This is a genomic window from Streptomyces sp. NPDC007872, from assembly GCF_042868165.1.
Classification (GTDB): Bacteria; Actinomycetota; Actinomycetes; order Streptomycetales; family Streptomycetaceae; genus Streptomyces.
On sequence record NZ_JBIAEA010000008.1, the window covers coordinates 50,924 to 74,812 of the forward strand.

A 23,889-nucleotide genomic window follows, 5' to 3' on the forward strand; every position below is an offset into this window, starting at 1 on the left:
CGCTCTCTCCAAGACGACCCTAAGCCGTTGGGGAGATGATCCGCTGATGTGTTCTGCCGACCCTTCCCTTCTCGGTTGTGACCGTGTCCCCGTGGTATTGCCGCAGGTCACCTCTGCCGACGTCGCCTGATGCGCCACCAGCCGCGCCTTCGAGGCGCAGGTGCCGGGCCGACGTCGAACAGGCGCGGGTACTGGTCCAGCGGCGGTACCACCTGCCGGTCCTGGGCCGCCGCCCGCTCCTCGTCGCGCCGCTGTTGCTCCTGGCGCGCGCGCAGGTCCGCCTGCCGCTGGGCCTCCTCCTGTTCGGCGGCGTACGCCTGTGCCTTCTCCCGCCGCCGCTGCTGCTCCTGCTGACGGCGAACGTCGTTGTCCCGGCTGCGCTGCTCCTGCAGGGCGGCCAGACGCTCCCGGGCCTCCTCCTGGTCACCGAGCAGCCTCTCGTGCTCCAGGCGCTGCCGGGCGCGGGCAGGGGTGAGGAGTTCGCCACCGGCCAGATCGATGCGGCACTCCTCCAGGGGGTCGGCCTCGAGATAGCACGCGCGGAAGTCCTGCTGCGGGGGCAGGACGTAGAGAGCCGGATCGCGGACGAGGCGGCTGGGCCGACGGCGGGGTGGGGCGGCGGGAGCGAACCGCGCGGTAGCGGTTCCTACAGTTCGGGCGGTCGGGTCGAGCCACAGCGGAGTGACGCCGTCCTGGAGCATGGCCTGGTGCAGGCCGCTGAGCCCGACAGCGGCGGTCCATCGCGGGTCGTGGTGTGCCAGTTCCGTCTGGCGCGCGGGGCCGGTGACCGCCCGGGTGCGCCACTGGGGCCCGTGGTGGGCGAAGAGCCAGATGTCGACGACGCCGGCCCGGGCGTAGAAGCTGTGCCGTGCGCGCCACTGCTCACCGGTGAGTTCGGAGTACTGGACCTCGAAGGCGACTCGTGCCGCGCCATCGGGGGAAATGGCCAATATGTCGGGCCGCCGCAAGCCGTCGGGCATGGTGATGGGCGTGTCATCGACGTGCACCCGCCACCCGCGCAGGGTCGGTTCCCCGGCGACCCACCGGGCCAGCAGTTCCTTCGCGCTCAAGTGCCACAAGGTCTCCGGGCCGGTTCCGCCGACGTGGTCGACTCCGACGGGGTGGGCGAAGTGGTGGCGCCGTGAAGGGCTGGCCACAACGCGGGCGAATGGCCCGCAGCCAGGCATCGGGCACAGCAGCATGCCGCCCGCGAGGTAGGCACGCCACGACACTCCTGGATTGATCTCTCCGTCCGCCTGCCCGTCGGGTAGGTACACCAGGGCCCCGGTCTCTCTGTCGCGCGCCCACACCTGCCGCTTCTCCTGCTGGAACGCCCGCAGGGGCCCCGCCTGGCCGTCCCGATCCGGTGTACTCATCCGCCCGCCCTCCCTGACCAGCCGTCGTTCCTGCAGTCTCCGCAGGACATGGGCCGTCGGCCGGGGCGCCGGGACGCTGTCCCGCGCGACGGGAGGTCTGGCGGAGTGGGGTGTCCGAAGCGTCGCGTCCCACGGAATCGCGGAGGTTCGGCTGACGCCTGCTTACCCGGGTGAAGGGACTCGGTAGAGGGATGGGTGGGGCATACGCCAACCGGCTGTGGTCTGCAACGAGTAGCATCCGGCCCCAACACACATCCCCCCTTTGAGGAGCGAGGACTGCCGTGGCTAGTGAACCGGTCAACACCCTGATTCAGACCAAGTATGCGGAGCAGTTGGAAGCCGACCTCGCGCGCAACCAGTCCGAGCAGGCCGCGCTGACCGCGCGTCTGGCTCAGCTCCGGTCGGAGGAAAAGTGGCTCGCTGCAACGCTGCAGTCCATGCCGTCTGTTGGTCCTGATCCTGCGTCGGCGCAGGACTCCGCCGAGCCGGCGGGCATTGCTTCGGCCGGCGGCGCGGAGGCGGCGGCTGTGCCTCAGCCGAGGGTGAGGAAGAAGGCCGCGGCAAGGAAGCTCACCGCCAAGAAGACGACCGCAGCTCCCAAGAAGGCGGTGGCCGCCAAGAAGGCAACCCCCGCCAAGAAGTCAGCTCCCGCGAAGAAGGCTGCAGGGCCCACGCTCGGCCAGCTGCTGGCGGACATGCTTTCCGGGCAGCCCGGTGAGCCGAAGAAGGTGAGCGAGATCCGTATTGAGCTGGAGGCCGCTCATCCCGAGCGTGCGAAGTCGGATCCGATCGTCCGCAGCGCTCTGGACAAGCTCGCCTCGAAGGGCGTCCTGGACAAGAGCACCCAGCAGGGCACCGTGTTCTACACGTGGCCGACGCCCGAGAACGTCTCCGCCCCGGTAGCCGACGTGCCGGTGCAGGAGAACGCGGAGGCGGTCCCCGCCGGCGCCTGAGCACCGCCGTCCGGGCCCGGCGGCCGGTCCCGACACGCGTCAGCGCATTCCAGGGCGCGGGGCGTTCTGCGGGTTCTGGCCGTCGTGGGCCTGCCGCCCGCCGCTGTGGGCCGTGCAGGCCTGATTTGCGGCGGGCCGGGGCTCGGCGGGTGTCGGCAGCGCGCGTTCGCGGGACTGGGCGGTGATCTGTGCGATCAGGGCGGCTCTGCCTTCCGGGCCGGTCGGAGCGAGGGCGGCAACCCGCCCGAGCGCGTTGAGCGCCTCCAGAGTCCGGGCCTGGCTCACCGAGATGTCGCCGAAGCGCTGCTCGGCGGCTGTGTAGTGGGCGGTTGCCTCGGTGACCTGCTCGGCGGTGACCGGGGACTTACCGAATCCCGTCCGTCCGCTGGCCAGTCGGCTCTTGAGGTCGTATACGGTGCGGCTGGCGTCTGTGACGGCCTGGTGGGCCTGCCGGTAGGAGTCGAGCCCGAGGCCGGCACGGTCCATGAGCTGCGTACGCAAATGGTGGAGGCCGCGGTCTGCTACGGCCGTGGGGAAGTGCCGCGCCAAGGCGTTGCGGGCGTGTTGGCGCTGCTCATCCAGAGCCTGATCGATGCGTTTCTCGGCGGCGGTGATATGCGTGGTGAAGGCCTCGTGGTCGGCTTCGGTCTCGGCGGCAGTCGTGCGGGGTGTGCGGGGCAGGGTGGCCTGGGCGGCATCCACGACGGCCTGGTGTCTGGCCTGTGTCGCGGCAGTTTCTGCTTCGGCCAGGACGGAGCCGTGCATGAGCACGGAGTGCCGGTTGTTGAGCTCCTTGAGCCGCTGCTCGAAGTAGTCCCGCCGGTCGGCTTCGGTGGCTTCATCGGGGTTGCGCGGGCGGGCGCTGGGCTGTGCGGCGGCTGCTTGGGCGACGGCGAGGTTGGTATGGGCGCGGACCAGGTCTTCCATGTACCGCTCGGCGTCGTGGCGCGCGGCGGGTGAGCGTGTCCGCCACGCGGCTGCCGCCTCGACGTCGGCCATCAGCCTTGGGTGGTCAGGCAGCGCCGGGGGCGGGTTGTCCGGGACGGCCGCTTTGGCGTCGGTCGCCGATGCGGTGAGGGCGGCGTCCATCTGGTCGCGGGCCTCGCGTATGGAGCGGTCGGCCGGGTCGGGGGCGCGGCCGAGACGTGCGAATCGGTGCAGGTAGGTCGCGGCGGCCTGGCGGACGGGGTGCTGGGGGTCGGGGTGGGCGGCGACGACGTCGGCGGTCTCGGGCAGGCGGGCGGCGAGCTGGTCCAGCATCCTGTTCTGCGCCAGTAGGAGGAGGTCGCGGAGCTGGCCGGCGGAGAAGGTGAGCAGTTCCAACCGGTGTTAGGCCTGGAGGAGTTCAGGTACGTCGGCTTGGGCGGGCACGTGGGCGGTGGCCAGGGTGTCGAGAGCCTCGCGGGCAGCGGTGCGCGCCATGTCGGGGGCTTCGGGCTGGGGGTCGGCGTACTGGGCGGCGAGGTGGGTGAGGACGGGGTCCGGGGGGACGGTGCCCAGGGCCAGAGCCCAGATCTCGCCGCCGCGTTGCCAGGCGAAGAGGGTCGGGGTGGGCGGCCGGTACGGGCTGGGGGCGTCGGGTTCGACGAAACGGATGCGGCCGTCGAGCCACCGGGCAGCCTCCGCTTCGAGTCGGCCGCGCAGCGCGGCCGCGGCCTGCCGGGCGGTTTCGTCCGGGCTCTGGCCAGTGGTGTCGAGGTGCTTGAGGGCGTGCGCCCACAGGTCGCGCGGTGGCAGATCTTGCCAGGTGGCGCCGTTGTCGGTGCTGATGCGGGCGGTGACGGCGAGGTTCTCCTCCTGCTCGTTGGCGAGGTACCAGCGCGCGGCCATGACGGGGTCGTTGATAAGGAAGGAAGGGCCGGGCTCGCCCGGCCACCAGGGGTTGGTGGTAATGCTGGTGAGCGCGTACAGGCGGCTGGTGTCGGGCACGGATTGTCCTTCGCGGGGTCCGGAGTCCGGGGGTTGTGTGAGGCCTTTCAGCGGGTGGCGGTCGGGGCGCGGTGGCGCTTGGCGGTGAACAGGATGGTGAGGGCAGCGCGGCCCCGGCGAGCGGGGGCGAGCGCGCCTCCCAGGGCGGTGCCCACGCCGGGAGCCGGGATCATTTGGGACAGCGGGGTGGCTGGGAGGCGGGGTGCGCGGAGTTCGGACGCGACAGCGCCCGCCCGGGCTGGCTGGACGGAGGGCCCGGGCGGGCGCTGAGGAGTGAGACGCGCCGTGGTCGCTACGGGCGGCGGCGGCCGGCTAGCAGGGGCTCGCGCAGAGCGTCTCGCCGAGGCCGGCGGTCAGACACGAGCGGGCCGCTGCGTATGAGCGGATCGAACGGTACGGGCGGGATCTCAGCAGGCGCTCGGTCATCGTGAGGCTCCTTCGACAAGAGGGGCGTCATGTGGTCGGACAGCAGTGATCTCAGCAGGGAAGCCAGCACTCTGCCAGGGGCAAAGCGGGGCATAGCCCGCTTATCCCTAGGGGTGGGAAGCGACTTGGCGTCGCGGTCTCGGAGGCGGGAGGAACCGGCGCAGGGGCGTCGGCCCCGGTCCGTCCCACGGACCGGGGGACGGACCTGTCGGTCGGCGAACGGCGGAGAGGCCTGCTCCGGACGGGGTGTGGGGAGAGAGTTCCTGCGGAGCCTGCGAGTTCGCCGCGGAGCCGAACGGAGCGCGGACGGCGCGGCGTCAGGGCTCGGCATGGTCGTCTGGGGTGCGGTCCCGGTGTGCGGAACCGGCGTGCTTCGGGGCTGCTCAGAGTGTGGCTGCGCCTGCCGTCGGGCGCAGGGACACACGGGTGCCGAGCAGGAGCGTGCACAGGGCGGCGGCGAGCAGGGGGACGGCGAAGTGGCCGCCGAGGGGACCTGCGAGGGCGGTGCCGGCTGCCAGGCCCAGGCGCATGGCGCTGGAGAGCCAGCCGATGGCTTCGGTGGAGGTACCGGGAGGGGCCAGGGACGTCAGGGTGAGGCTGGCGACCGTGAGGAGCGGAACGAACAGGGCTCCCGGGAGCATGGCCGCGACCAGAAGCAGCGAGGCGGGCAGCGGGGCGAGCAGCGGGAGCCAACAGGCCGCATACAGGGCGGCGATGAGGGCCAGGTGGCGGGGGCGGGGGGCAGTGGAGGGCTGGTAGCGGGCGAAGAGTATGCCGCCAAGGATTCCGGCGGCGGAGAACGTCGCGGGCAGGGCGCCTGCCAGCCAGGCCGCGTTCTGGTGCTCGGCGGTGGCGATCCCGGCTACGTCGAGGGCGCCGATGGTGGCTCCGAGGCAGACCAGGGCGGCCAGCAGCGGGCGCATGGCGGGCGGGCGCAGCGCGCCGAGCCGGTCGGAACCGCGGGCTTGGGCACGCCAGGTGCGTGCGGGGTGGGCGGTGGCGAAGGCGAAAGATCCGGCGAGCGTCGCGGCGGCGGCCAGGGCCAGGGCGGCGGCCGGGGAGACCGCGCCCGCCAGGGCGATGGCGAGAGCGGGGCCGGTGACGTAGACGATCTCCTGGGTTGAGGAGTCCAGGGTGTAGGCGGTGCGGACGTGGGCGCCGTCGGGGAGCACGGTGGGCCACAGGGAGCGCAGTCCGCCTTCCAGAGGCGGGCATCCGGCGCCCGCCAGCAGGACGCACACGGCGGTCAGCGGGAGGTTGGCGGTGCCGGCGAGGGCGAGCATGCTCAGTGCCGCGGCGACCAGGCCCGCTCCGAGGTAGATGGGGAAGGGAAGTCCGCGGTGGTCGGCGAGGCGGCCCAGCAGGGGCAGTCCCAGTGCGGGGGCGATGCCGTAGAGCGCGGCCAGAACGCTTGCGGTGGCCAGGGAGTGGCCGTCGGCCTGCGCCGCGAGGATCAGTGCGACGGGTGCCATGCCCAGCGACAGGCGGCCGGTGACGGAGGCGATCAGCAGGCGGCCGCAATATCGGTGGCGCAGCACGGCGCGGAAGGACGGCGGGGGGCCGGTCGGCGCCGGCGGGGAGGCCGGAGCGGGTGCGGGTAGGGGCTGGGGGGCGGTGGGGCAGTGGTGGCCCGATGCCTTCGGGAAGGACCCGCGTGCGGAGGCGGTGCGGGGGACGTCGCGGACCTGCGCGTGGGCCATTAGCTGCCTGCCTCGTTGCGGGTGGGGGTTATCGGGTGGGGCCGCCCGCACGCCGAGCCGCTCATGGCTGGCGCGCGGCATGCGGGCGGTGGCAGCGGGGGCGAGGGGCTTATCCGCTGTGTCGGTAAGCCCAACAGGGCCGTGACCGGGCTTCAACGGCGCTTCCCCGCCTGCGGGCGGCTGTGGTGGGTGCGTCCCAGCGTCTGGTGCTGCCAGCGGCTGAGCTGGTCCGCCATGCGATACCGGCGGGCGGACTCGCCTGCCCTGGGGCAGGGGCGTCGCGGCGGGCCGGGGTGCGGGCTACCACCGGTGGTGGCGGTGGCCAGGCTGCTACCAGCCGGCGAGGGATTCGCGCTGGGCGTGCGGCAGCGGTGTGGTGGTGTCCGGGGCGTGTGAGGCGCGTTGCTGCGACTGCGCCGCGATCTGCCGGGCCCGGTCCATGAAGTGGCTGAGGGAGGGGGCCGGTGACGGCATCTGCGTCTGCGTGGCTGGCGGGGTCTGGTGGAGCAGTGCGCTGAGGTCCTCGCCGGTGGCCGTGCCGTTCTTCTCCAGGAGCGCGGCGGCAGCAAGGATGGCCGGCCAGTGGCGGTCACGCAGGGCCCGGGCGGTGGCCTGTGCCTGCCAGAGCTGCTCGGGAGTCGCTCCCGTTGCCTCAAGCGCCTGGTAGTCGTGGCCCGCCAGGGTTGCCACTGCGGACTCTCCCAATGGAGTCCATAGCTGCTGCTCGTGGAGCCACCGCTGCTGGGCGGCAGCTCCTGCGTAGAGCAGGGTGCGGTAGGCATCGGGCGAGTCCCAGCTGAGCTCCGTGTATGCGGAGGCGTCGTCCCCGGCCGTGGTCTTGGTCGGGGCGAGTACGCAGGTGGAGACGGAGGCCTCGCCGGTGGCCAGTGCGACGATGGCGTGTCCGGCTTCGTGGAGAGAGGTGAAGCGGCGCCAGTGGGGCTCGTCGAACTGCAGGGCCTGCTTCACCGTCATGCGTCCCCGTGTCTGGGGAGCGGGCCGGGCAGGACCGTTGTCCGCTGCCATCGTCGGGTAGTGGGCTGCAGGGGGTGGTTCAGCCGGCCAGGTTGAGCAGTCCGTCGTTGCGGACCCAGCCCTTGGTCCCCTTGGGGATCCCGGAGGTGGAGCGCCGGGAGAGCTGGCCGTAGTTCCAGTTGCCCCGGCTGCACAGGACGGTGAGCTTGTCTCCTCGGTAGAGGTAGCCCTTGCTGGCGTAGCCGGTACCCGGGCCGCTGCGGTAGTTCCAGGCGTTCTTGCTCACCGTGGCGGCGAAGTTGGGCCAGTTGACGGTGCACCGGCTGTTCTCGCCGACGGCGTGGGCAGCCGGTGAGGCTGTCACGGTCAGTGTGGCGGCCCCGGCCATGGCCAGGACGGCAGGGAGGACGGAGCGGATTGCGATACGGCGGATCATCGGCGGACCTCTCAGCGGAACATCGCGGACACAGGGGGCGCAGCCGATGTTGGGTGCGGTGTGTGTCCGTATCGCGGGCGGCCGGTGGCTTGTCCCGTCTGCCGGGTCGGTGACTTCACCCGGTGTCCCGTCGTACGGGCCCGGGCGGGCTCCAACAGCCTCAGCGACCCTGCGCTTGAGGTCTAACGTCGTGAGTCCAGACGCGATACAGGTGAGAGACAGGTTTCCTGATCAGGCTCGTGTACTGCGGATGTTGCCACGGGCTCCATACAGGTGCGCAGAGCCTCTTCATTTACTTGACCCTGGTCAAGCAGATGGTGGGCCACAGTTGTGATCTGCGGCCAGTACAGCCTGATCAGCGTGTCGGCCCGTGAGTAAATCTCGGCGACGTCAACGTGGTCCCAGGACTCGGGCAAGGTTTCAGGTCGCCCGGTCCCCCAGGTGAATCGGACTGGCCGCTCGGTCTTCACCGCCCTCAAGTTCGCTTGGTCACCGACGCCCCCGATCACGTCGTTGAGGAAGGCGGTGGCAGGGGTGAGGAGGCCTTGTTCGCTGAGCCACTGATGTGCCGCACGCACGCCTGACACATAGAACATCGAGATGTGAGTGAGATCCGCGGTGAACGGACCGAGCGCCACACGCCCCGTCTCCACGTACGTGCCGGGCAGAGCTGGTGCCAGATCCGAGCGAGTGTGCAGGGTGGCGCTGGTGACGGGCAATCCGAGCACCATGCCAACGACAGCGTGTCCGGCTTCGTGATGAGCATCGCGTGTGTGAAGCAGCTCCGGGCTGAGACCACCGGTAGCAGTGTCTGGGTCCAGGATCTCATCAGTGAACGGATTCGGGTACTGAGTGTGGATTTCAAACCCGTTGACACTGCCCTCGAACCACATGCCGTGCATCCTCCAGGACTGGACTGTCCACGAGCACAATTGATCATAAAACAGTAGCGGCCCCGCCAAGTATCGCGTATGAACTCGCAACATTGAATCTCGAGCTGAGGCATGCTGACCTGTGGTACTCGTGCGGCGTCCGCAGGCGGGCAGGCGTTCTCGAACCGGGGTCCCGCGGGGCGGGAACCGTACGGTGTTGGCGGGTGTTGTTCTCCCGCCCAGCGGTGCTCATGGCCGCCATGACGCCCACGACGGCGCGGGCCGCGCGTAGATGGAGTGCCCCCTTTTGCCGTCGACCTGCGTGGAGCCGCTGACGTGAGCGCACACCCTGCCCCGATCCCGCTGGATGCGGGTCTGGCCATCGAGGACCTGCCGCCGGACGCCGCTGCGGACGCCGGCCGGCTCCACGCGCTGGCCGGTGTCATGCGCGATGAGAAGAGGCAGGTACTCGGCTTTCCGGGCAACCTGGACTTCTCGCTGGAGCAACTCGCGCCGCTGCTCGGCATGCTGTTCAACAACGCCGAAGACCCAGACTGGTTCGACGCCTCCGACATCGGTGCCAAGCCCTACGAGCTCGCCGTGCTGGAGCACTTCATCCGGCCCGCGGGTGCCCTTGTCTCCGACGTCTACGGCTACGTGTCACCTTCCTCCAGCGAGACCCTCCTGCACGGGCTCGCCACTGCCCGACGCCGCCTGCCCGACTGCCCCGTGTACGCCTCCGACCAAGCGCACTACAGCGTGGACTGCGCGTGCGAGCTGCTGCGCATGGAGCTGGTGACCGTGGTGCCGCTGCCGGACAGAGTGATGGACGCAGCCGATCTGCGGCTGCAGGTACTGCTGCGGCACGACACGGCTGCCGAAGCGATCGTGACGGCGACCTGCAGGACGACGATGCATGGCGCGGTCGACGACATCGCGCTGCCGGGCGGCGCGGCCGCCGGCAGGCTGCTCGCCGCGCACACCAGCCCGCAGCCCAGATGGTCGTTCGTGCACGGCGCCGACAGCCTGAACGTCTCCGGGTACGAGATCCTCGGTCTGCAGGAGCCCGCCTGGGTCGTGGAGAAGTGGCATCTGGCGTGTTCGGGTGACATGGTCCACCTGGTCGCGGTCGGTCACGTCGCCCGGGCAGCCGTCGATGAGCTCGCTGGCGATCTGGCCGGGGCGTGCGGGGAGACTGCCGCATGACGCCTACCGTGCCGCTTCCCGCTTCCCTGCTCGCCTTGTCGGCCAAGGTCGGCAACATGATGGACCACACCCCGGAGTCCGCCTACGCGCATCTGCGCGACACCTGGCCGAGCTGGTTCCTCACCCCTCCCGGAGAAGGAGGCATCACCATCGCGCGCTGGCCGATGCCCGAGGGACAGGTCGTCTACCGGGACCAGCGGTGGATCCTGCTGCAGGACCCGGTCGTCTTTCCCGACGGAAAACCCGGACGCTGCCTGCGCATGCTCGCGCCCCATTTCGATCCTGCTGTGGCCGTGCTGCCGCTGGTCGACGACGGGCAGGTAGTCCTCATCGAGCGCTTTCGGCATGCCACCCGGTCCTGGCACTGGGAGATACCCCGCGGAGACGGCACCGCCGGCCTCGACGGGGAGGAGAGCGCCGCCAAGGAGCTTCAGGAGAAAGTCGGCGCCGCGCCGCGGGAGCTGATCAGCCTGGGAGCACTCCACCCCGACACCGGGATCCTGGCCAGCCAGGTTGAGCTGTATGCCGCGTGGATCGACGAGGTCGGCGAGCTGGAGGGCCGCGTCGGGATCCGGCGCACGCGGATCGTCGCCTTCGCGGAGGCCGAACAGATGGCAGAAAGCGGCCGGATCACGGATGCCTTCACCATCGCCGCGCTCTTCAGGGCCCGCCGTGAGGGGCTTGCCGCATGACCGGTTGAGCAACTAGCAGGCGGGGCGCGGCCCGGTGACGGGCCGCGCGGTCGGCGCAGGCGGCGCACGAGGGGGAGGACGGCGAGCATGGCCAGTCCCACTCTCCCCCCCGCCATGGCCAGCGTCGTCAGCAGGATCAGGACGCGGGTCACGGCTGCATGCGGATCGTGGAGAACTGCTGGGCGTTCAGGCCGTGGTCCTGGAGGACGGTCGGCGAGGGCGTCTGCGGGACGAGGGGCGCCCTGGTGGCGTCGATGATCTGCTCCATCCGGCGCCGGATCGCATCCTCGTCCAGGCCGGACTTGTGGTGCTCCCTCTCGGGCAGGTGGGCCATAACGCTGTCCCGGACTGCGGTCAGGAGGGCCAGCTCGTCGCGGGTCGACTTCTGCCGGTGCTCCGGGGTGGGCTCCTGCTGCAGATAGCTGATCTGCCCGTTCAGAGCCGCCAGTGCCCGCTCGCGGGTTCCGAAGGCCTCTGCCAGCCGGCGCTCGGGCACGTGGGCCGCGATCGCACGCAGGTCTTCCGGCGCCTCGTGGGGAAACGGTACGGGCTCGGCCAGGCGGCCTAGGGCGTCGTGGGCCAGGTCGAGCCGGCCCTGCCATACGGTCAGGTAGGCGGACTCGGCATGGAGCCGTTCCGGGTCGGCGAAGTACGTCATGTCCTCCTCGGCACTCACGGCGGCGCGGCGGGCCGCGACCGCGTCCAGGGCGTGACGGGCGGCGAGCGAGGCCTGCCGCCATGCCTGCGCCGGGGCGCTGACCTCCAGCGAACGGGCGGGCGCAGGGAGCGCGTTGCGCAGCAGCTCGGCTTCCTCGGCGCGGCCGGAGTAGAAGGCGGCGGTGTAGGAGCGGACGGTGCGGCGGGCCTGTGCTAGCTGTGAGGTGCGGGCCTCATCGAGAGCCGGGACGGAGCTTCCGGCCATCCGATGGTCGTGCTGGTGATCGCTGATGTCGGGCTCGAGGACAGCGCGCAGCTGCTGCGCAGGGGCGTCGCGCAGCGCGATCTGATCCAGCAGCCAGTCGGCTCCCGCCCTCAGCGCGGGGACGCTCGCGGCCAGAGGCTGGAGGGTTCGCCAGTCCGCGACCAGGTCCGCCCGGGTGCGGTGCGGTGCATTCATCCGGTCGATCAGGTCGGTGAGTGTCAGGCTGGTGCGCACGAGGAGCTCGCCGGTGTCCGGGCTGTCGTCTCCGGCGCGGTCCCGGGCTACGGCGAGCACAGCGGTCAGGGGAAGCTCGGCCAGCGCACGCATGTGGCAGGTCCAGGCGGCGGCCGCGGCCGCCCATCCCGCCTCCGGGCTCTGCGGCCGTAGGCCGAAGCGGCGGGTGAACCAGTGGCCCATCGCCTCGACGAGCTCGGCGTCGCCGGACGCGGAATCCTGCAGCAGGCGGGCCGCCAGCTCACCGGGCGTGTGCTCGAAGAGGCCCTCGCCGGTACTGACCAGGGCCAGTTGGCCCTCTGCCGTGTCCAGCTCCAGCCACCTCAGCAGAGCCTCGCGCCGCTCCCGGCAGACCTGCAGGACCGATACGTCCTCCCCCGCCAGCAGCGTCCGGGCCAGGCCGGTCTCCCCCACCACGGGCACCGGTGCTTCCTCCCAGGTAAGCGGATCGAGAACAGGGTCGGCCTCGACCAGGGCGACGGCATCGGGTCCGGCGGCGGCCAGGAGGGAGGACAGGCCCTCGGGCAGAGGGAAGGTGGGCTCGCTCATCGAGGGACTTTCTGCTCGGCGGTGGGGGCGCCGCGCGGGTCCGGGGACGGCGGCTCGCCGCAGCATGCCCGCGATCATGAACGCCGTGCGCCAGGCAGCCCGTATCTCCCGCGGGGCGAGAACACCTGGCGCAGCAGGGGCAGTTCCGTCCCGCCCTGCGGGACGCACCCACCCCGGTCCGCTCTGACGGATGTCCTGCCCGCCCAGCCGGGTCACCCGCGGCCGCGCGGCGCCAGATCGGGTGAAGTTCACAGCAACCGCCCCAGGCAGGCGCCCTACCCGCGATAGTGCTGAGGTGACTGCACCAGACCCGCTTAAGGCACCCCCCGCCCGCCGACGGCGGCACGCACGGCTGATCGCCGCTCTCGCCGAGCTGACCGGCGACTGTGCCCACGCCGCCGGCACGGTGTACGGGCCGATCGCCGACGCCGCGCCGGAGCAGGACGGTGTGCCCGTGAACCTGATGTCGATCGTCGTGCTCAGCGCCGCCGCCAGCCCCAGGCTGGATGCCGCCAGGCAGGAGGATGCCGCCCGCTGGCCGGACGCCGTGGCCCGGGAGGAGACGGAGCAACAGCGCACCTTCGAGGCCCGGTGCGCGGCCGCCGAAGCCGATCGGGTCCTCGCCGATGCCGTACTCGGCCCGGCCGAAGAAGGCCCTCCCGCACCGGGCACGATCGCGCTTCCGACCGCCCCGCAGTCGGCCGCTATGGCGCTCCACGCGATCAGCGCGGAGTTCCTCACCTCATTCGCGGACGAGCCCGAAGCCGCGATCGATCTGGTGAAGACGGCGACCGCCACGGGCGAGTTCACAGTGGGGCAGATCCTCGACGACGCACTCGATACCGCAGTCCTGGCCGGGCTGATGATCCTGCGCGGACTGCAGAATCCGACCGATCCGAGCATGGCGGCGGAGACCTGTCTGGTGGCCGCGCGGCAGTTCGCTCTGGCGGTCATGGTCGCGTCCGCCGACCTCGCCGACGTCGCCGCCTGACACCTGCCCGGGGTTCAGCGGTCCTGACGGGGACTGCGGCGAGGCCTGCCCGAGCCGCTTCGGGACGGGTGGACCGTGTCGCGGCCGGAGTCGGCGGCGGCACCGGCCGAGGAGAACAGGCTCATCACGTCCGGCCGGGCCGCAGCGGGAACCTGCGCAGCAGCCGCGGGCTTGACCGGGGCGGTCCGGGCGGAGGCGGTCGCGCGGGCGAGGATGCGGGCGTGCGGGATCAACGGCGCGCAGCTCTCGCAGACCTCCTCCACGATCCACACCTGCCCCACGCTGGGGTCGTGGCGCAGGACCATCACGACGGCGCCGGAGCAGTGCACCTTGTGCGCGGCATGCGCCTCGCAGCGCTGGGAGCGGCAGTGGCAGGCGGCGTTCGGCCGGACGGTGGCCGCCTTGGCGTGGGCGGCGGCGTGCTGTGCGGCGAAGCGGCGCAGGGTGACCAGGTCGCGGGAGCGGGCCGGCATCCGGCAGGCCGCGGTGCAGGTCACGGTCGCCGAGCGGTCGGTATGACCGGTGAGCCGGACCGTCCAGCCCCGCCCGGGGATGCGCACGGGTGTGGAGGATTCGCTGTTGGCGGTCGTCACGCGGGAGTCCGTTCTCGCAGGTCGGTGGTGAGTTCGAGGACCACTATGTGCCACCCGCATGCCGCCGGGGCCACAGGTTTTCTCCCCGTACGGGTGTGTTCCCAAGCGGTGAGTCAGCCTCTTGGGGGTGTGCCCCACCAGACGGCCGGGGTCCGGGCCACGGCACACGAGAGGATCACCGGAAGCGCGAGCAGGGCGTGCCGCACCACTCCGTGACGCCGCTGCCCCAGCATTGGAGGATGCGGGGTGTTCTCGGCCGAGGCACCTACGGCTGGTTCTCCACGACTGGGAGGCCGACGTGGCGGTGCTCGACATCCACGCACGTGTCGTCCTCGGCACGCAGGTACTCGGCAACTTGTACGGCAACCGCCACGGAGCTTTTTCGGACTACCGGGAGCACGTGGCACCGACCAGGGCGAGAGCGGCGGCCGCGGCGTCGGGGAGGGTCTCGCAGACGGGCACGCCGTGACGGCGGGCGACGTAGATCAGGTACCTGTTCCGCTCCGGGTTGGGGCAGTCGGGCGGGCAGCCCAGCACGGCCCTGCCGCTGCTGACGTCCAGGCCGAATTCCACATTGGTGGTCATCCCCGGGAGGGTTCGCAGGTCGCGGGGAATCCAGAACAGGATCGCCGTCGCCGCCGCGCGGGCGTCGGTCTCCCAGTCGACCTGGGTCTCGTACCGGTCGGCGCGCTGGCCGTTGCGGGACTCGGGACTCAGCACGGTGAGCGACTGATCGCCGGTCCACAGCGCGTCCAGGGCTGCCGCCGCGGCCGGCCGCCAGGACGGTACGGGGGCGCTCTTGTCCGGTGTGGGCCCGGCGAGGAACACGGACGGGGACGACGCGGCCGGGAGTGGTTCGCGGGCCATGACGAGGTCGACGGTCATGAGCTGGTTCCGTTCTGTGCGGCGCGGGCGGCGTGCTGCGGGGTCCAGGGCAACGGCAGGCCGTCGTCGATCTGTCTGGGCACCACGTGGACGTGCAAGTGGTAGACGCTCTGGGTCGCCGCCTCCCCCTTGGACGTGATCAGGTTCGCGGCGGGGTACTCGGCCATCAGCTCGGCGGCCCGGCGCATTACCGCAGCGGTCATCTCCGGGTCGGTGCTGGCGTCCTCGACGTGGACTCGCGGCAGGACGAAGACGTGGCCCGGGTGGACGCCGCCGCTTCGCGGGCGGACCGCGAAGGCGTCGGGCCATTCCCGCGCGATGACGGCCGGGGCTTCCCCGGCGGCGATGGCGCAGAAGACGCAGTTCTTCACGTCAGGACTCCTTGGTCCGGTCAACAGCTCGGTGGCGGCCGCCCCTGCAGGCGATCGTCACCTTCACCAGCCGGCGGTGCGGCTCGGCGTAGCCGTGCAGGACGGCCCTGGTGGCTTCCATGACTTCGTTGATGACGGTGTTCGCGCCGGGTGTCGACAGGACGTGGCTGCGTACCGGGTTCCAGGCCGGTCCGGTAGTGCATCTGCGGGTCGTGGTGCGGGTTGCGCAGTCGTCCTGTGATGCCGAAGAAGAGGCCGTCGCCGATGAGTTCGATGGCACCGGGGTGGAGCGTGCCCGCGGACTGCAGGACGACTTGGGCAGGTCCGTTGTTCTCGACGTGAGTTCGGGTCATGCTTCCATCGTTGGCCCGGGCGGGGCCGGGCGGAAGCCGTTGTCTGTTGCCAATGTGAGCCGGCCTGCGGACCCGCACGCCAGCACGCGGCACGGGAGCTGGTGTGATGGATGGAGTCCGCGCTAGGGCCGCTTCCCCTCTACCTCCCGGTGGATGAAGACGTAGCGGCCGGTCGGCCGGTCCAGGACCAGCGCGCAGGGTTCGGAGGCCGACGGCGTCACTTCCACATCCGTGAGGATCCAGTCGTCGTCCTTCGCTGCAACGGGGTCGCCCGGCCGGGGGCCTAGGCTCCGGGGAATCGACGCGGTCACGACCGTGTCGTCCGGCCGGCCGGCCAGCGTCTTCCGCATCTGTCCGACCGTCCATGCCGCGATCGTGTGGTGGTAGCTCTCCGAACTGATGCGGCCCGTGCGCATCTGCCTTCTCCTCCACGACGCCCGGCATTCGTATGACGGAACGCCCAACGAATCGATTCTGAAGTGGCACCGCAAGCGGCCCGCCCCTACCTCACCGGCACTGGGCGCGGGGGTCTGATCAGGACGCGCGGATTGAGGGGCCCGGGGGTGAAGCCACGGCGGAGGTAGGCGCGGTGGGTGGCCGGGCTGCTGGCGACGACGACCAGTCCTGCCTGGTGGGTGTCGGCCACGCGTAGCGCCTGGTGGACGAGGCGGCCGCCCGAGACAGGGTCGTCGTCGTGCGCGGCAAGGTTTCCGGCCTCCCACCAGAGGTGTCCGGTGTGGGTACGCAGGTGCTTGAGGGTGGTGGTGAGGGAGGTGAGAGCGCGGGTGTGCCGAAGCAGGTTGCCGGTCTCCACGAGCAGGGAGAGCGGGATGCCGAAGCCGAGCACGGCGGTGGTGAGCGGCCAGAAGTTGCTCTGAAGGGTCCAGGTGGCGGCCTCGAGCGGGAGCCAGATCCAGGCGAAGTGGATGGCGAAGCTCGCGGTGAGGACGGCCGCGCGCGCGGCCCGGCGGGTGAAGGGGATGCGGGGGCCGGTGACGCAGACGGTGGCGCTGCCATGGGCGAGCAGGCGTCCGGCGGCGTGCTGCGTGGCGAGGGTGAGCAGCCACAGCCAGCAGGCGGCGGGCCGGGTCAGCGGGTGCAGGGGCGGGGGGCCCAGGCGGCGTTGGAGGAGGGCGGCGAGGCGGGGCAGGTCGCGCCAGCGTGGCCGCAGGTGGTCGGGCAGGTGCAGATGGAGGGTCATAGTGGTCCGTTTCAGCGGGACGGGCGCTGCGGGCCCGGGCGGTGGTTGTCGGGCCGGGGCTGCTCGTGGAGGGGCGAGGTGGGGGGCAGGAGTTGGGCCCGGGCCGCGGCGGTGCGCTCGCGCATCTGCTCCAGGCGGCGGGCGACGCGGGCATGGGTATAGAGGTCGATGGCGTCGGTGAGGTGGTCCCATTCCTCGCCCGCGAGGCCTTGGGGGCGGGGGCCGAGGATGTCGGGTCCGGCGCGGTGGTGGCGGCGCCGGTAGTCGGACAGGGCGCTGATGAGCTTGGTGAAGGTGCGCTGCTCGTCCTCGTCGTCCTCACCGGGCGGGGTGATCTCCTCCATCCATCCTTCGGGTGCGCTTTCGCCGGCGAGGGCTGCGGCCAGGGCGGTGCGGGCGACCTTGGCGTCGAGGGCGGCGTAGGTGAGGGGTGCGACGCCGAAGGGGTCGAGCAGGGCCGGATGTGCGGGCAGGGGCCCGGCCGGGGGCGGGGCATCGAGGTGGTCGAGGGCGGCCGCGAGGACCTGGTGGGCGGGCGCGCCGGGGGGCGGGAGATGCTCGGCGGGGCGGCGCCGTCCGGTGAGGGCGCGGATGCGTGCGTCGAGGTCGTCGAAGTCGGCTTGCTGATCGGGGTCGGCCGGGCGCGGGCCCAGGCCGGGGACGGACGTGATGGCGTGGCGGGTGCGCCACAGCTCGACCAGGGCGGCGGTGGTGGCCCAGGCATGCCGGCGGCGCGGGGCGCGGGTGGAGGGCGGCGGGCCGAGCGGCCGTGCCCAGGCGGGCGGGGCGGCGGCGAGAAGGTGGCCGCGGTCGGCGAGCGAGCGGGCCAGGATGCGGTGACGCTCGGCGAGGTGGGTACGCCAGTGGTCCGGGGTGCCGGGGTGGGTCAGGGCATGGGAGTCGGCGACCCAGTCGGGTATCTCGCGGTGGGTACGGGCGAGCGGGGCGTGGTCGGGAAGGCGTTCACGCAGGCGCAGTTCGGCGTCGATGCGGGCGCCGGCGGCCTGCGCGCGTGTGAGGGCGGCCCGGGCCCAGCGCTGGCGCCGGTCGGTGGCGGCCCGGTGTCCGGCGGCCTGGAGCCGGGCGGCGGTCAGTGACTGGCCGGCGAAGTCGGGACGGTTCGGGGAGCGCTCGCGCTGGTAGTCCTCGCGGGCGCGGTCGCGCCATGTCATCGCGCGGCGCAGCTGGGTCTCGGTGGTCAGGGCGGTGATGATGGCCCGGGCCGCGTCCGAGAGGGGGTAGCCGGTGGCGGCCGCGGTGTGTACCTGGGTACGGACGGCGGCCATCTGGGATGCCAGTTCGCTGCGGGTGAGGGAGCCGAGGGGGCGCTCGGTCCAGGCGGGGTGGATGGTTGCGCGGCGGGTGGTGACGGGGGCGGGCAGGTGGGTGAAGGCCGCATCCGCCGCTTGCAGGGCTTCGAGTGCGGCGGCACGGTGACCGGCGGCGAGCTGCCCCAGACGGTCGAGCTGGGTAGGGGTGAGCGCGGCGAGAGTGCTGTCGCGAGCCGTCGCGCGGGCTTCTTCGGCGTCGTTCAGGGCCTCGCGCAGGCGCCAGGTCAGGACGGCGGCGACGTCGTCGGCGTCGGCGAAGCCGCGCCGAAGGGCGGTGCGCGCCAGGAGGCGGGGCAGGGCGAATCCGGTGCGTTCGGCGTCGTTCAGGGCGCGGATGAGGGAGGGGTAGGCTCCCGCGGCCATGAACTGTGCGGCCCGGTCGGTGCCGAGGATCTGCTCGAGGACGCCGGTGAGGCGGGCGGCGGTGGCGCGTTCGGTGACGTCGGCGTACTCGGCGGACAGCTGACCGGGGCTTGCGATGTTGTGCTGGAGGGCTGTGATCTGCTCGGTCGCGGTCAGCTGCGCGCTGCGGCGGGCGGCGACGGCGGCGAGGACGTCGTCGAGGTGGTCGCCGTCGTCGATGGCCATGTAGAGGCGGTTGGTCCGCCGTCCGCGGGTCAGCTGGACGTAGACGCCCTCGCGGTGGGAGCGGGCGGAGGCCAGGGCGTGGGAGGTGTCCACGGTCATGCCCTGGGCGCGGTGGATGGTGGAGGCGTAGCCGAGTTCGGCCTGGGTGGTGAGGTAGTCGGCGGGCAGGGTGATGCGGCCGCGGTGCTGGGTGTGGCGGACGAGGGCGGAGCCGTCGGGCAGAAGGTGCTCGACGGTCCAGGTGTCGCCGTTCTTCACGAAGTCCTTCCCGCCGCGTACCGTCATGCGGCGCCGGTTGAGGCGGGTGACGATAACGTCGCCGACATGGGCGCGCGATCCGGTGCGCAGCACGGCCCAGCGGCTGGTGTCGAGGCCTTGCCGGTTGATGTGCCAGGCCTGGGCGCGGTGGTTGAGGTCGGTGACGGTGAGGTTGTCGGCGGCGGTCATCAGCGAGGCCAGACCGCGGCTGGTGTCGTGGGCCCACGCAGAGAACACGGCGTCGCACATCGCTTCGTGGCGGCCGGCGACGATGCGGCCCTTGCCGCGGTACCAGTCGAACACGGTGCGCGGGTCGCCGCCGTCGCGCAGGGCGAGGGAGGCATCGCCTTCGCCGGGGGTGGTGAAGCGGTGCAGGCGGTCCAGTTCGACGGTGGCGCCCGCCTGTGAGATCAGGCGCAGCGCTCCGCCTGCTTCGACGGCGGCAAGCTGGTGGGGATCGCCCAGGAGGCGGACGACGGCGCCGGTGGCAGCCGCGTCGGTGAGGATCCGGTCCAGGAGCAGGGTGCCTGCCATACCCGCTTCGTCGACGAGGACGACGTCGCCCGGGCGCAGGGTGAACTCTTCACCGACGGTGTGCCCGTCGGCGGCCTGGCCGCGCTGGTGGAGCCAGGAGTGCAGGGTGTGGGCGCGCCGCCCAAGGTCGGTGGCGAGGACCTGGGCGGCACGGGAGGACGGCGCGAGGGGGATCAGGCGGTGGCCTGCGGCGTCGACAGCGGCCGCGGCGAGCCGCATGGCGGTGGTCTTGCCCGCTCCGGCGGGGCCGAGTCCGGCCAGCAGCAGCCGGTCCGAGAGGACGAACGCGGAGGCCAGAGCCTGTTGTCCGGCGTCCAGAGGGCTTTGGTAAAGGGCGGCGGTGCGGGCGAACGTGCCGTGCGCGACGGGCGGGATGACCCGCGTCTTGGCCCCGGCGAGCAGGCGGTGTTCGGCGGCCAGGAGCGAGTGGGTGGTGTAGGTGGCGGAGCCGATGGGCCGGTAGATGCTGGAGCCGTCCGCGCGGACGAGGTCGGGGTGGGTGGGGTTGATCTCGGGCGGGGTGATGTTCAGGCAGTCGCCGTGCGCCAGGACGCGGTCGGTGATCTCCTCGGCGAGGTGGGGTGCGGCGGTGGCCCCGCGCAGGGTCCGCATGAGGTAGCGGCGCGTCTCGGCCAGGACGTGGCGGCGCCGGAAGGTGGTGCGCCGCTCGGTGACGGACGCGAGGATCTCGCCGGCGGCCGCGGCGGGATCGAGGGCTGTGGCGGCGGACGGGCGGACGCCGGGCACTCGGGCCGCAGCCTGCGCTGTGGAGAGCAGGGTCTCGACGGTGGTGCGGTCGGTTGCGGCGATGGCCCGGCGCTGCCAGCGGGCTAGCAGGTCGTCCAGGGAGCGGGCTTTGCCCTTGGGCGGGCGGGTCATCAGCGTGGCCCGCTGCTGCAGGCGGATACGGGCGGCGGTGTCGGGCTGGCGGCCGTGACGGCGCCGGTAGTCGTCGAACAGCCCCTCCGCCACGGTCCGCACGGCGCCTGCCCGCTGCGCGAACTCGGCCCGGATCCGCGGGTCGATCCCGGTGATCCGCATGACCGGCCGTCTGCCTGGGGTGACCACCACCTCCTCGGCGGCCAGTCCCAGCCGGTCGCAGATCAGCTCCAGGGAGCGCTGGTTGAACAGCTCACTGGCGGACACGATCTCCCGCAGCAGCAGGCGCGAGTCGAGGTTGCGCCACTGGCCGTCCGGGCCCTGCACGCGAGGACTGATGACTACGTGTTCGTGGAGCATCGGATCCCCGGCACGCGATTCGTAGTGGAGGTAGACCGTCGCCATCAGCGCAGGCATCGCCCGCTGCTGGGCGATCCCGGCCGGGCCCGTGCGCACCGCGAGCGCATGCTCCTCCAGCCATTGCAGGGACTCTGACCGGGCCTGGGCCAGCACATCCAGGACGGTGCGCCGTACCTCAGGGCTGCCGAGGGCGAACAGCAGCGAGAGCTCCTCCGAGGCGAAGCACAGATCCCAGCCGGTCACCGCGCGGCGTTGGCTTCCCCTGCGCGCGGCCAGGAAGCGGCCGAGTTCCTCGCCGTCGGCGGGCCGCCGGTGGTACTCGGCTTCGAAGACGAGTGCCGCGGTGCGGTGGGTCAGATCGCGGCGCTCCGACTTCGTCAGCGGCCGGCACAGCCGCTCGGCCGCGAGGTCGCAGACCTCCTCGATCTGCTTGTCCAGCGGCGACAGTTCGGACATCTGGGGCACGGCCCGGCCCAGTTTGGCGGTCTTGATCGCCTGCCGGGGCGAGGCGCCCCGGGCCAGCTCGGCCGCGATCCGCTCCTCGGCGTCAGGGTGCATGCCCAGACCGAACAGCGCCCGCATCTGCGGCTCGGTGACCTCACCGGCCAGCCCCAGCGCGGCCGCGGCCTGCCCGGTCCACACCCCGGCCGGGACGCCCGGCTGGCTCGAGGACACGGCCTGCCCGCCACCCTGGACCCCGTCGCCGGCGGCGACGTTGTTCCGGTAGTAGCGGTAGTTCTCGGCCGTCACGGCCGCCCCGGTCATCCCCACCCCGGCAGTCGACCAGCTCGCCAAGGCCCCGGAAGGCGGCAGGCAGGTTCCTCCCAGAGGCGTGAACAACAATCGCCTCCGGCGTTCCGCCCCACGGGAAAACCGCCCCCGCAGCAGGTGGGCGAGCCGGCAGTGCCAGAGGTGTGCCGCGCACCACCGGCCGCTGACCGGGAACAGGCCCCACCCCCACCCGGCCGACCGGACACACCTCCGCCGTACCCGGCTCGCACTGTGGGCAACAAGGCACGGGAGCAGCGCACTCGTGGCCCAGTCCCACGCTGAGACACGCCTGGTAGTCGTGGCCGGGGAGGGGCTTGTCCCGTGAGCGGGACCGGGCGGGGTGATGGGAGTGCTACGGGGTGGGACGCGGGCGGGCGGGGCCGGGCCGGGGCTCGGTTGGCTGTCCAGACTGGCGGCAAGCGGGTCCGTGTCTGGCGGGCCCCTTGGCCAGGAGGTGGCGTGTGGCGGCGAGCACGAGCAAGGCGCGGGGCGGTAAGGCGCTGGTGGCGCGGCGTAAGGCGGCGTTGGAGCAGGCCGCGTTGCGGGTGGCGGCGGAGCGGGAGGCTGCGGCGCGGGCGGAGGAGGAGCGACTGGCGCGGGAGGCGGAGTTCGACGAGTTGGCGGCGGACTTCGAGCTGGCGCGGGAGGACGAGGAGGAGGTGGCGGCCGCTGTGGAGGCGGAGGTGCGGCTGGTGCGTGAGCGCGGGCAGGCGCGGATCCATCAGGTGCGGATGGTGGCGGCGCGGGTGGTGGTCGCGATGGGTGACAGGGGGGAGACGGTGGCCGGGTGTGCGCGCCGGTTGGGGGTGGGGTCGGACCGGGTCAAGGAGTTGCGCCGGTTGGGCCGGGAAGAGGGTGCGGAGGGGGCCGGTGAGGGGGGCGCCGGTGAGGACGGGGGTCTGGTGGTGGCGGACGGGCAGGGCGCGGGCCGGGAGTCGGGCGGGCGGCGGAAGGCGGACGGGGCGGCGCGGGACCTGGGGCCGGGGCCTGAGGTGGTGGGCGGTGGCGCGGCCGGGGTGCCTGCGGAGGGGGTGGCGGTGACGGCTGCTCCCCCGCTGCCGGCCGGGTCGCCGCCGTCGGGTCCGTCGGGGTCGCCGGGTCCGCCGGTGTTGCCGGGTGATGAGGGGGTGTTGTGGCGGGGCGCCGGTGACTGACCGGGTGCGGGGACGGCAGCGGCCCCGGCGCCGCGGGAAGGGGTGCGGCGGCCGGGGCCGAGTCGTGAGGGGCTGGGGGGGGTTACTGCCAGGGGGCGGTGGGGCGGCGCGGCGCGGCGGCCTGGGGCTGGGGGGCGGTGGGCTGGGTCCAGGGCGCGGCGTGCTGCTGGGGTGTGTCCCGGGCGGTTGGTGCGGGGTGCGGGCCGGGCGCGGGGGCGGCTGCGGGGCTGGGGGTTCGGTAGTAGACGGTGACGGGTGCGCCGTCGGCGACGTGGATGCGCTCGTGGATGCCGGGCGGGGTGAGGACGAAGACGACGGTGTCGTCGCGCAGGGTCTTGGTGCGGATGAGCGGCGGGGGGAGGGTGACCTCCTCGGTGATGCCGGTGGCGGGGTCGGTCTCGGGGACGGTGATGCGGTCGACGAGGGTGAACAGGCCGTCCAGGGCGGCGAGGTCGTTGATCGTGGTCTGGTGTGGCACAGGGGCTCCCCATTTCTGCGTGGCGGATGCGGGCGCGGGTGGCCTGGTCGCGACGGTAGGCGCGGTGGCCGGGGTGTGCGGGGGTGGCCGGGTGCCGGGTGCCGGGGGGTGGGACGCGGGTTGGGGTGGTGGGTGCTGGAGGCGGGAAGCACGTGTCGGCCCCGGGCCTGCCGGTGGTGTCCGGTAGGGCGCGGGGCCGGGTCGTGCGGCTGGTGTGTGGCTACGGGGTGGGTGTGGTGGCGCGGAGGCTGTGCAGTTCGTACGCGTCGTCGGTCAGGGTGATCGTCAGCGTGTCGTGGCCGTCGTGCTTGGCGTTGATCAGGTCGGAGTGCAGGCACTGTCTGGTGGCCGGGTCGTGCAGGGGGATGACGTGGATGATCTGGTCGTCGGCGCCGAGGATGTGGGAGGCGTCGTTGTCGTCGTCGGGGCCGTATCCGTGGGCGTAGGCGTCGTGGGGGGCGCCGGTGTGGGTGGAGTTGCCGGTCAGGTAGGTGCCGGTGTGGTCGCGTATCCACCACAGGGCGGCGTGGACGGTCTCCTCGTTCACGCACTGCTCGTAGGTGGAGCGCAGCGTGTGGGTGGGGGCGAGCATCGAGTGGGTGGCGACGTCGAGGACTTCGGCGAGGGCGAAGGTGAACGTGGGCATGGACGGGGCTGCCTTCCGGGCGGGGTCCGGGTGTCCCGGACGGGGTGTGGTGGCAGCACGGTGGGCGGGCGGGGTGCAAGGGCGGCAAGGTGGCGGGGCGTGGCCGGCTCGCCCGCGCCACTGGACGGCGGTGGGCGCCTCTGGAGTGGGTGGCGCATCTAGTGCATAGGGGTTGGAGCGGGGACAGGGGACGGCCCCGGCCCTGGCAGGAGCCGGGGCCGGGGCC

The 23,889-nt window shown here is 72.4% G+C and carries 23 protein-coding genes; 5 read left to right on the forward strand and 18 right to left on the reverse strand.

Annotation, left to right across the window (positions count from 1 at the left end):
- Positions 1–107 precede the first annotated feature (107 nt).
- Positions 108–1,070 (reverse strand): hypothetical protein, encoded by a 963-nt coding sequence (locus ACFYNX_RS26230; protein WP_388664659.1) that lies wholly within the window; start codon positions 1,068–1,070, stop codon positions 108–110.
- Between the two features lie 587 nt (positions 1,071–1,657).
- Between ACFYNX_RS26230 and ACFYNX_RS26235 the strand changes: the two genes are divergently transcribed.
- Positions 1,658–2,329, forward strand: a complete 672-nt coding sequence (locus ACFYNX_RS26235) for a hypothetical protein (protein ID WP_388664661.1) — start codon at positions 1,658–1,660, stop codon at positions 2,327–2,329.
- A 39-nt stretch (positions 2,330–2,368) separates the two neighbouring features.
- Here the strand turns inward: ACFYNX_RS26235 and ACFYNX_RS26240 are convergent, their stop codons facing one another.
- The 7 genes from ACFYNX_RS26240 to ACFYNX_RS26270 all read right to left on the reverse strand — a co-directional run bounded on the left by ACFYNX_RS26240 (position 2,369) and on the right by ACFYNX_RS26270 (position 8,688).
- Entirely contained in the window at positions 2,369–3,652 is a 1,284-nt protein-coding gene (locus ACFYNX_RS26240; protein WP_388664663.1) for a hypothetical protein, read from the reverse strand.
- A 6-nt stretch (positions 3,653–3,658) separates the two neighbouring features.
- Positions 3,659–4,258, reverse strand: a complete 600-nt coding sequence (locus tag ACFYNX_RS26245) for a hypothetical protein (protein WP_388664665.1) — start codon at positions 4,256–4,258, stop codon at positions 3,659–3,661.
- Positions 4,259–4,305: 47 nt separating this feature from the next.
- Complete coding sequence (locus tag ACFYNX_RS26250) at positions 4,306–4,431, reverse strand: hypothetical protein (RefSeq protein ID WP_388664666.1); 126 nt, start codon at positions 4,429–4,431, stop codon at positions 4,306–4,308.
- 636 nt (positions 4,432–5,067) lie between these two features.
- Positions 5,068–6,384 carry an MFS transporter gene (locus ACFYNX_RS26255; RefSeq protein ID WP_388664668.1) on the reverse strand — a complete coding sequence of 439 codons (1,317 nt, stop codon included), beginning with the start codon at positions 6,382–6,384 and terminating at the stop codon, positions 5,068–5,070.
- Between the two features lie 330 nt (positions 6,385–6,714).
- Positions 6,715–7,359, reverse strand: a complete 645-nt coding sequence (locus ACFYNX_RS26260) for a hypothetical protein (RefSeq protein WP_388664670.1) — start codon at positions 7,357–7,359, stop codon at positions 6,715–6,717.
- Between the two features lie 79 nt (positions 7,360–7,438).
- Positions 7,439–7,795, reverse strand: a complete 357-nt coding sequence (locus ACFYNX_RS26265; RefSeq protein WP_388664672.1) for an SH3 domain-containing protein — start codon at positions 7,793–7,795, stop codon at positions 7,439–7,441.
- Positions 7,796–7,977: 182 nt separating this feature from the next.
- Entirely contained in the window at positions 7,978–8,688 is a 711-nt protein-coding gene (locus ACFYNX_RS26270) for a hypothetical protein (protein ID WP_388664674.1), read from the reverse strand.
- A gap of 315 nt (positions 8,689–9,003) precedes the next feature.
- On the opposite strand from ACFYNX_RS26270, the gene ACFYNX_RS26275 reads away from it, so the two are divergent.
- Both ACFYNX_RS26275 and ACFYNX_RS26280 read left to right on the forward strand, forming a co-directional pair.
- Positions 9,004–9,873: a hypothetical protein gene (locus tag ACFYNX_RS26275; protein WP_388664676.1), complete on the forward strand. Its 870-nt coding sequence runs from the start codon at positions 9,004–9,006 to the stop codon at positions 9,871–9,873.
- Positions 9,870–10,565: an NUDIX hydrolase gene (locus ACFYNX_RS26280; protein ID WP_388664678.1), complete on the forward strand. Its 696-nt coding sequence runs from the start codon at positions 9,870–9,872 to the stop codon at positions 10,563–10,565. Before ACFYNX_RS26275 ends, ACFYNX_RS26280 begins: the two co-directional genes overlap by 4 nt.
- A 148-nt stretch (positions 10,566–10,713) precedes the next feature.
- Here ACFYNX_RS26280 and ACFYNX_RS26285 read toward each other — a convergent pair whose 3' ends face one another.
- A complete protein-coding gene (locus ACFYNX_RS26285) occupies positions 10,714–12,270 on the reverse strand; it encodes a hypothetical protein (protein ID WP_388664680.1) in 1,557 nt (518 codons plus the stop codon).
- Between the two features lie 295 nt (positions 12,271–12,565).
- On the opposite strand from ACFYNX_RS26285, the gene ACFYNX_RS26290 reads away from it, so the two are divergent.
- Entirely contained in the window at positions 12,566–13,261 is a 696-nt protein-coding gene (locus ACFYNX_RS26290; protein ID WP_388664682.1) for a hypothetical protein, read from the forward strand.
- 14 nt (positions 13,262–13,275) lie between these two features.
- On the opposite strand, the gene ACFYNX_RS26295 is transcribed toward ACFYNX_RS26290, so the two are convergent.
- The 7 genes from ACFYNX_RS26295 to mobF all read right to left on the reverse strand — a co-directional run bounded on the left by ACFYNX_RS26295 (position 13,276) and on the right by mobF (position 21,379).
- Positions 13,276–13,854 carry a hypothetical protein gene (locus ACFYNX_RS26295; protein ID WP_388664684.1) on the reverse strand — a complete coding sequence of 193 codons (579 nt, stop codon included), beginning with the start codon at positions 13,852–13,854 and terminating at the stop codon, positions 13,276–13,278.
- Between the two features lie 387 nt (positions 13,855–14,241).
- Positions 14,242–14,739: a nucleoside 2-deoxyribosyltransferase domain-containing protein gene (locus ACFYNX_RS26300; RefSeq protein WP_388664686.1), complete on the reverse strand. Its 498-nt coding sequence runs from the start codon at positions 14,737–14,739 to the stop codon at positions 14,242–14,244.
- On the reverse strand, positions 14,736–15,110 hold the full coding sequence (locus tag ACFYNX_RS26305; protein ID WP_388664688.1) for an HIT family protein: 375 nt from the start codon (positions 15,108–15,110) through the stop codon (positions 14,736–14,738). The genes ACFYNX_RS26300 and ACFYNX_RS26305 overlap by 4 nt, the downstream gene beginning before the upstream one ends.
- Before the next feature lies 1 nt (position 15,111).
- A complete protein-coding gene (locus tag ACFYNX_RS26310) occupies positions 15,112–15,231 on the reverse strand; it encodes a hypothetical protein (protein WP_388664690.1) in 120 nt (39 codons plus the stop codon).
- Positions 15,232–15,585: 354 nt separating this feature from the next.
- Complete coding sequence (locus ACFYNX_RS26315; RefSeq protein ID WP_388664692.1) at positions 15,586–15,879, reverse strand: DUF6225 family protein; 294 nt, start codon at positions 15,877–15,879, stop codon at positions 15,586–15,588.
- An 86-nt stretch (positions 15,880–15,965) separates the two neighbouring features.
- Positions 15,966–16,664, reverse strand: a complete 699-nt coding sequence (locus ACFYNX_RS26320; protein WP_388664694.1) for a hypothetical protein — start codon at positions 16,662–16,664, stop codon at positions 15,966–15,968.
- An 11-nt stretch (positions 16,665–16,675) separates the two neighbouring features.
- On the reverse strand, positions 16,676–21,379 hold the full coding sequence (gene mobF, locus ACFYNX_RS26325; protein ID WP_388665064.1) for a MobF family relaxase: 4,704 nt from the start codon (positions 21,377–21,379) through the stop codon (positions 16,676–16,678).
- Between the two features lie 467 nt (positions 21,380–21,846).
- Between mobF and ACFYNX_RS26330 the strand changes: the two genes are divergently transcribed.
- Positions 21,847–22,539 carry a hypothetical protein gene (locus ACFYNX_RS26330; protein ID WP_388664696.1) on the forward strand — a complete coding sequence of 231 codons (693 nt, stop codon included), beginning with the start codon at positions 21,847–21,849 and terminating at the stop codon, positions 22,537–22,539.
- An 82-nt stretch (positions 22,540–22,621) separates the two neighbouring features.
- Here ACFYNX_RS26330 and ACFYNX_RS26335 read toward each other — a convergent pair whose 3' ends face one another.
- Entirely contained in the window at positions 22,622–23,017 is a 396-nt protein-coding gene (locus ACFYNX_RS26335; RefSeq protein ID WP_388664698.1) for a hypothetical protein, read from the reverse strand.
- Positions 23,018–23,237: 220 nt separating this feature from the next.
- Positions 23,238–23,663, reverse strand: a complete 426-nt coding sequence (locus tag ACFYNX_RS26340) for a hypothetical protein (protein ID WP_388664700.1) — start codon at positions 23,661–23,663, stop codon at positions 23,238–23,240.
- Between the last annotated feature and the right edge of the window lie 226 nt (positions 23,664–23,889).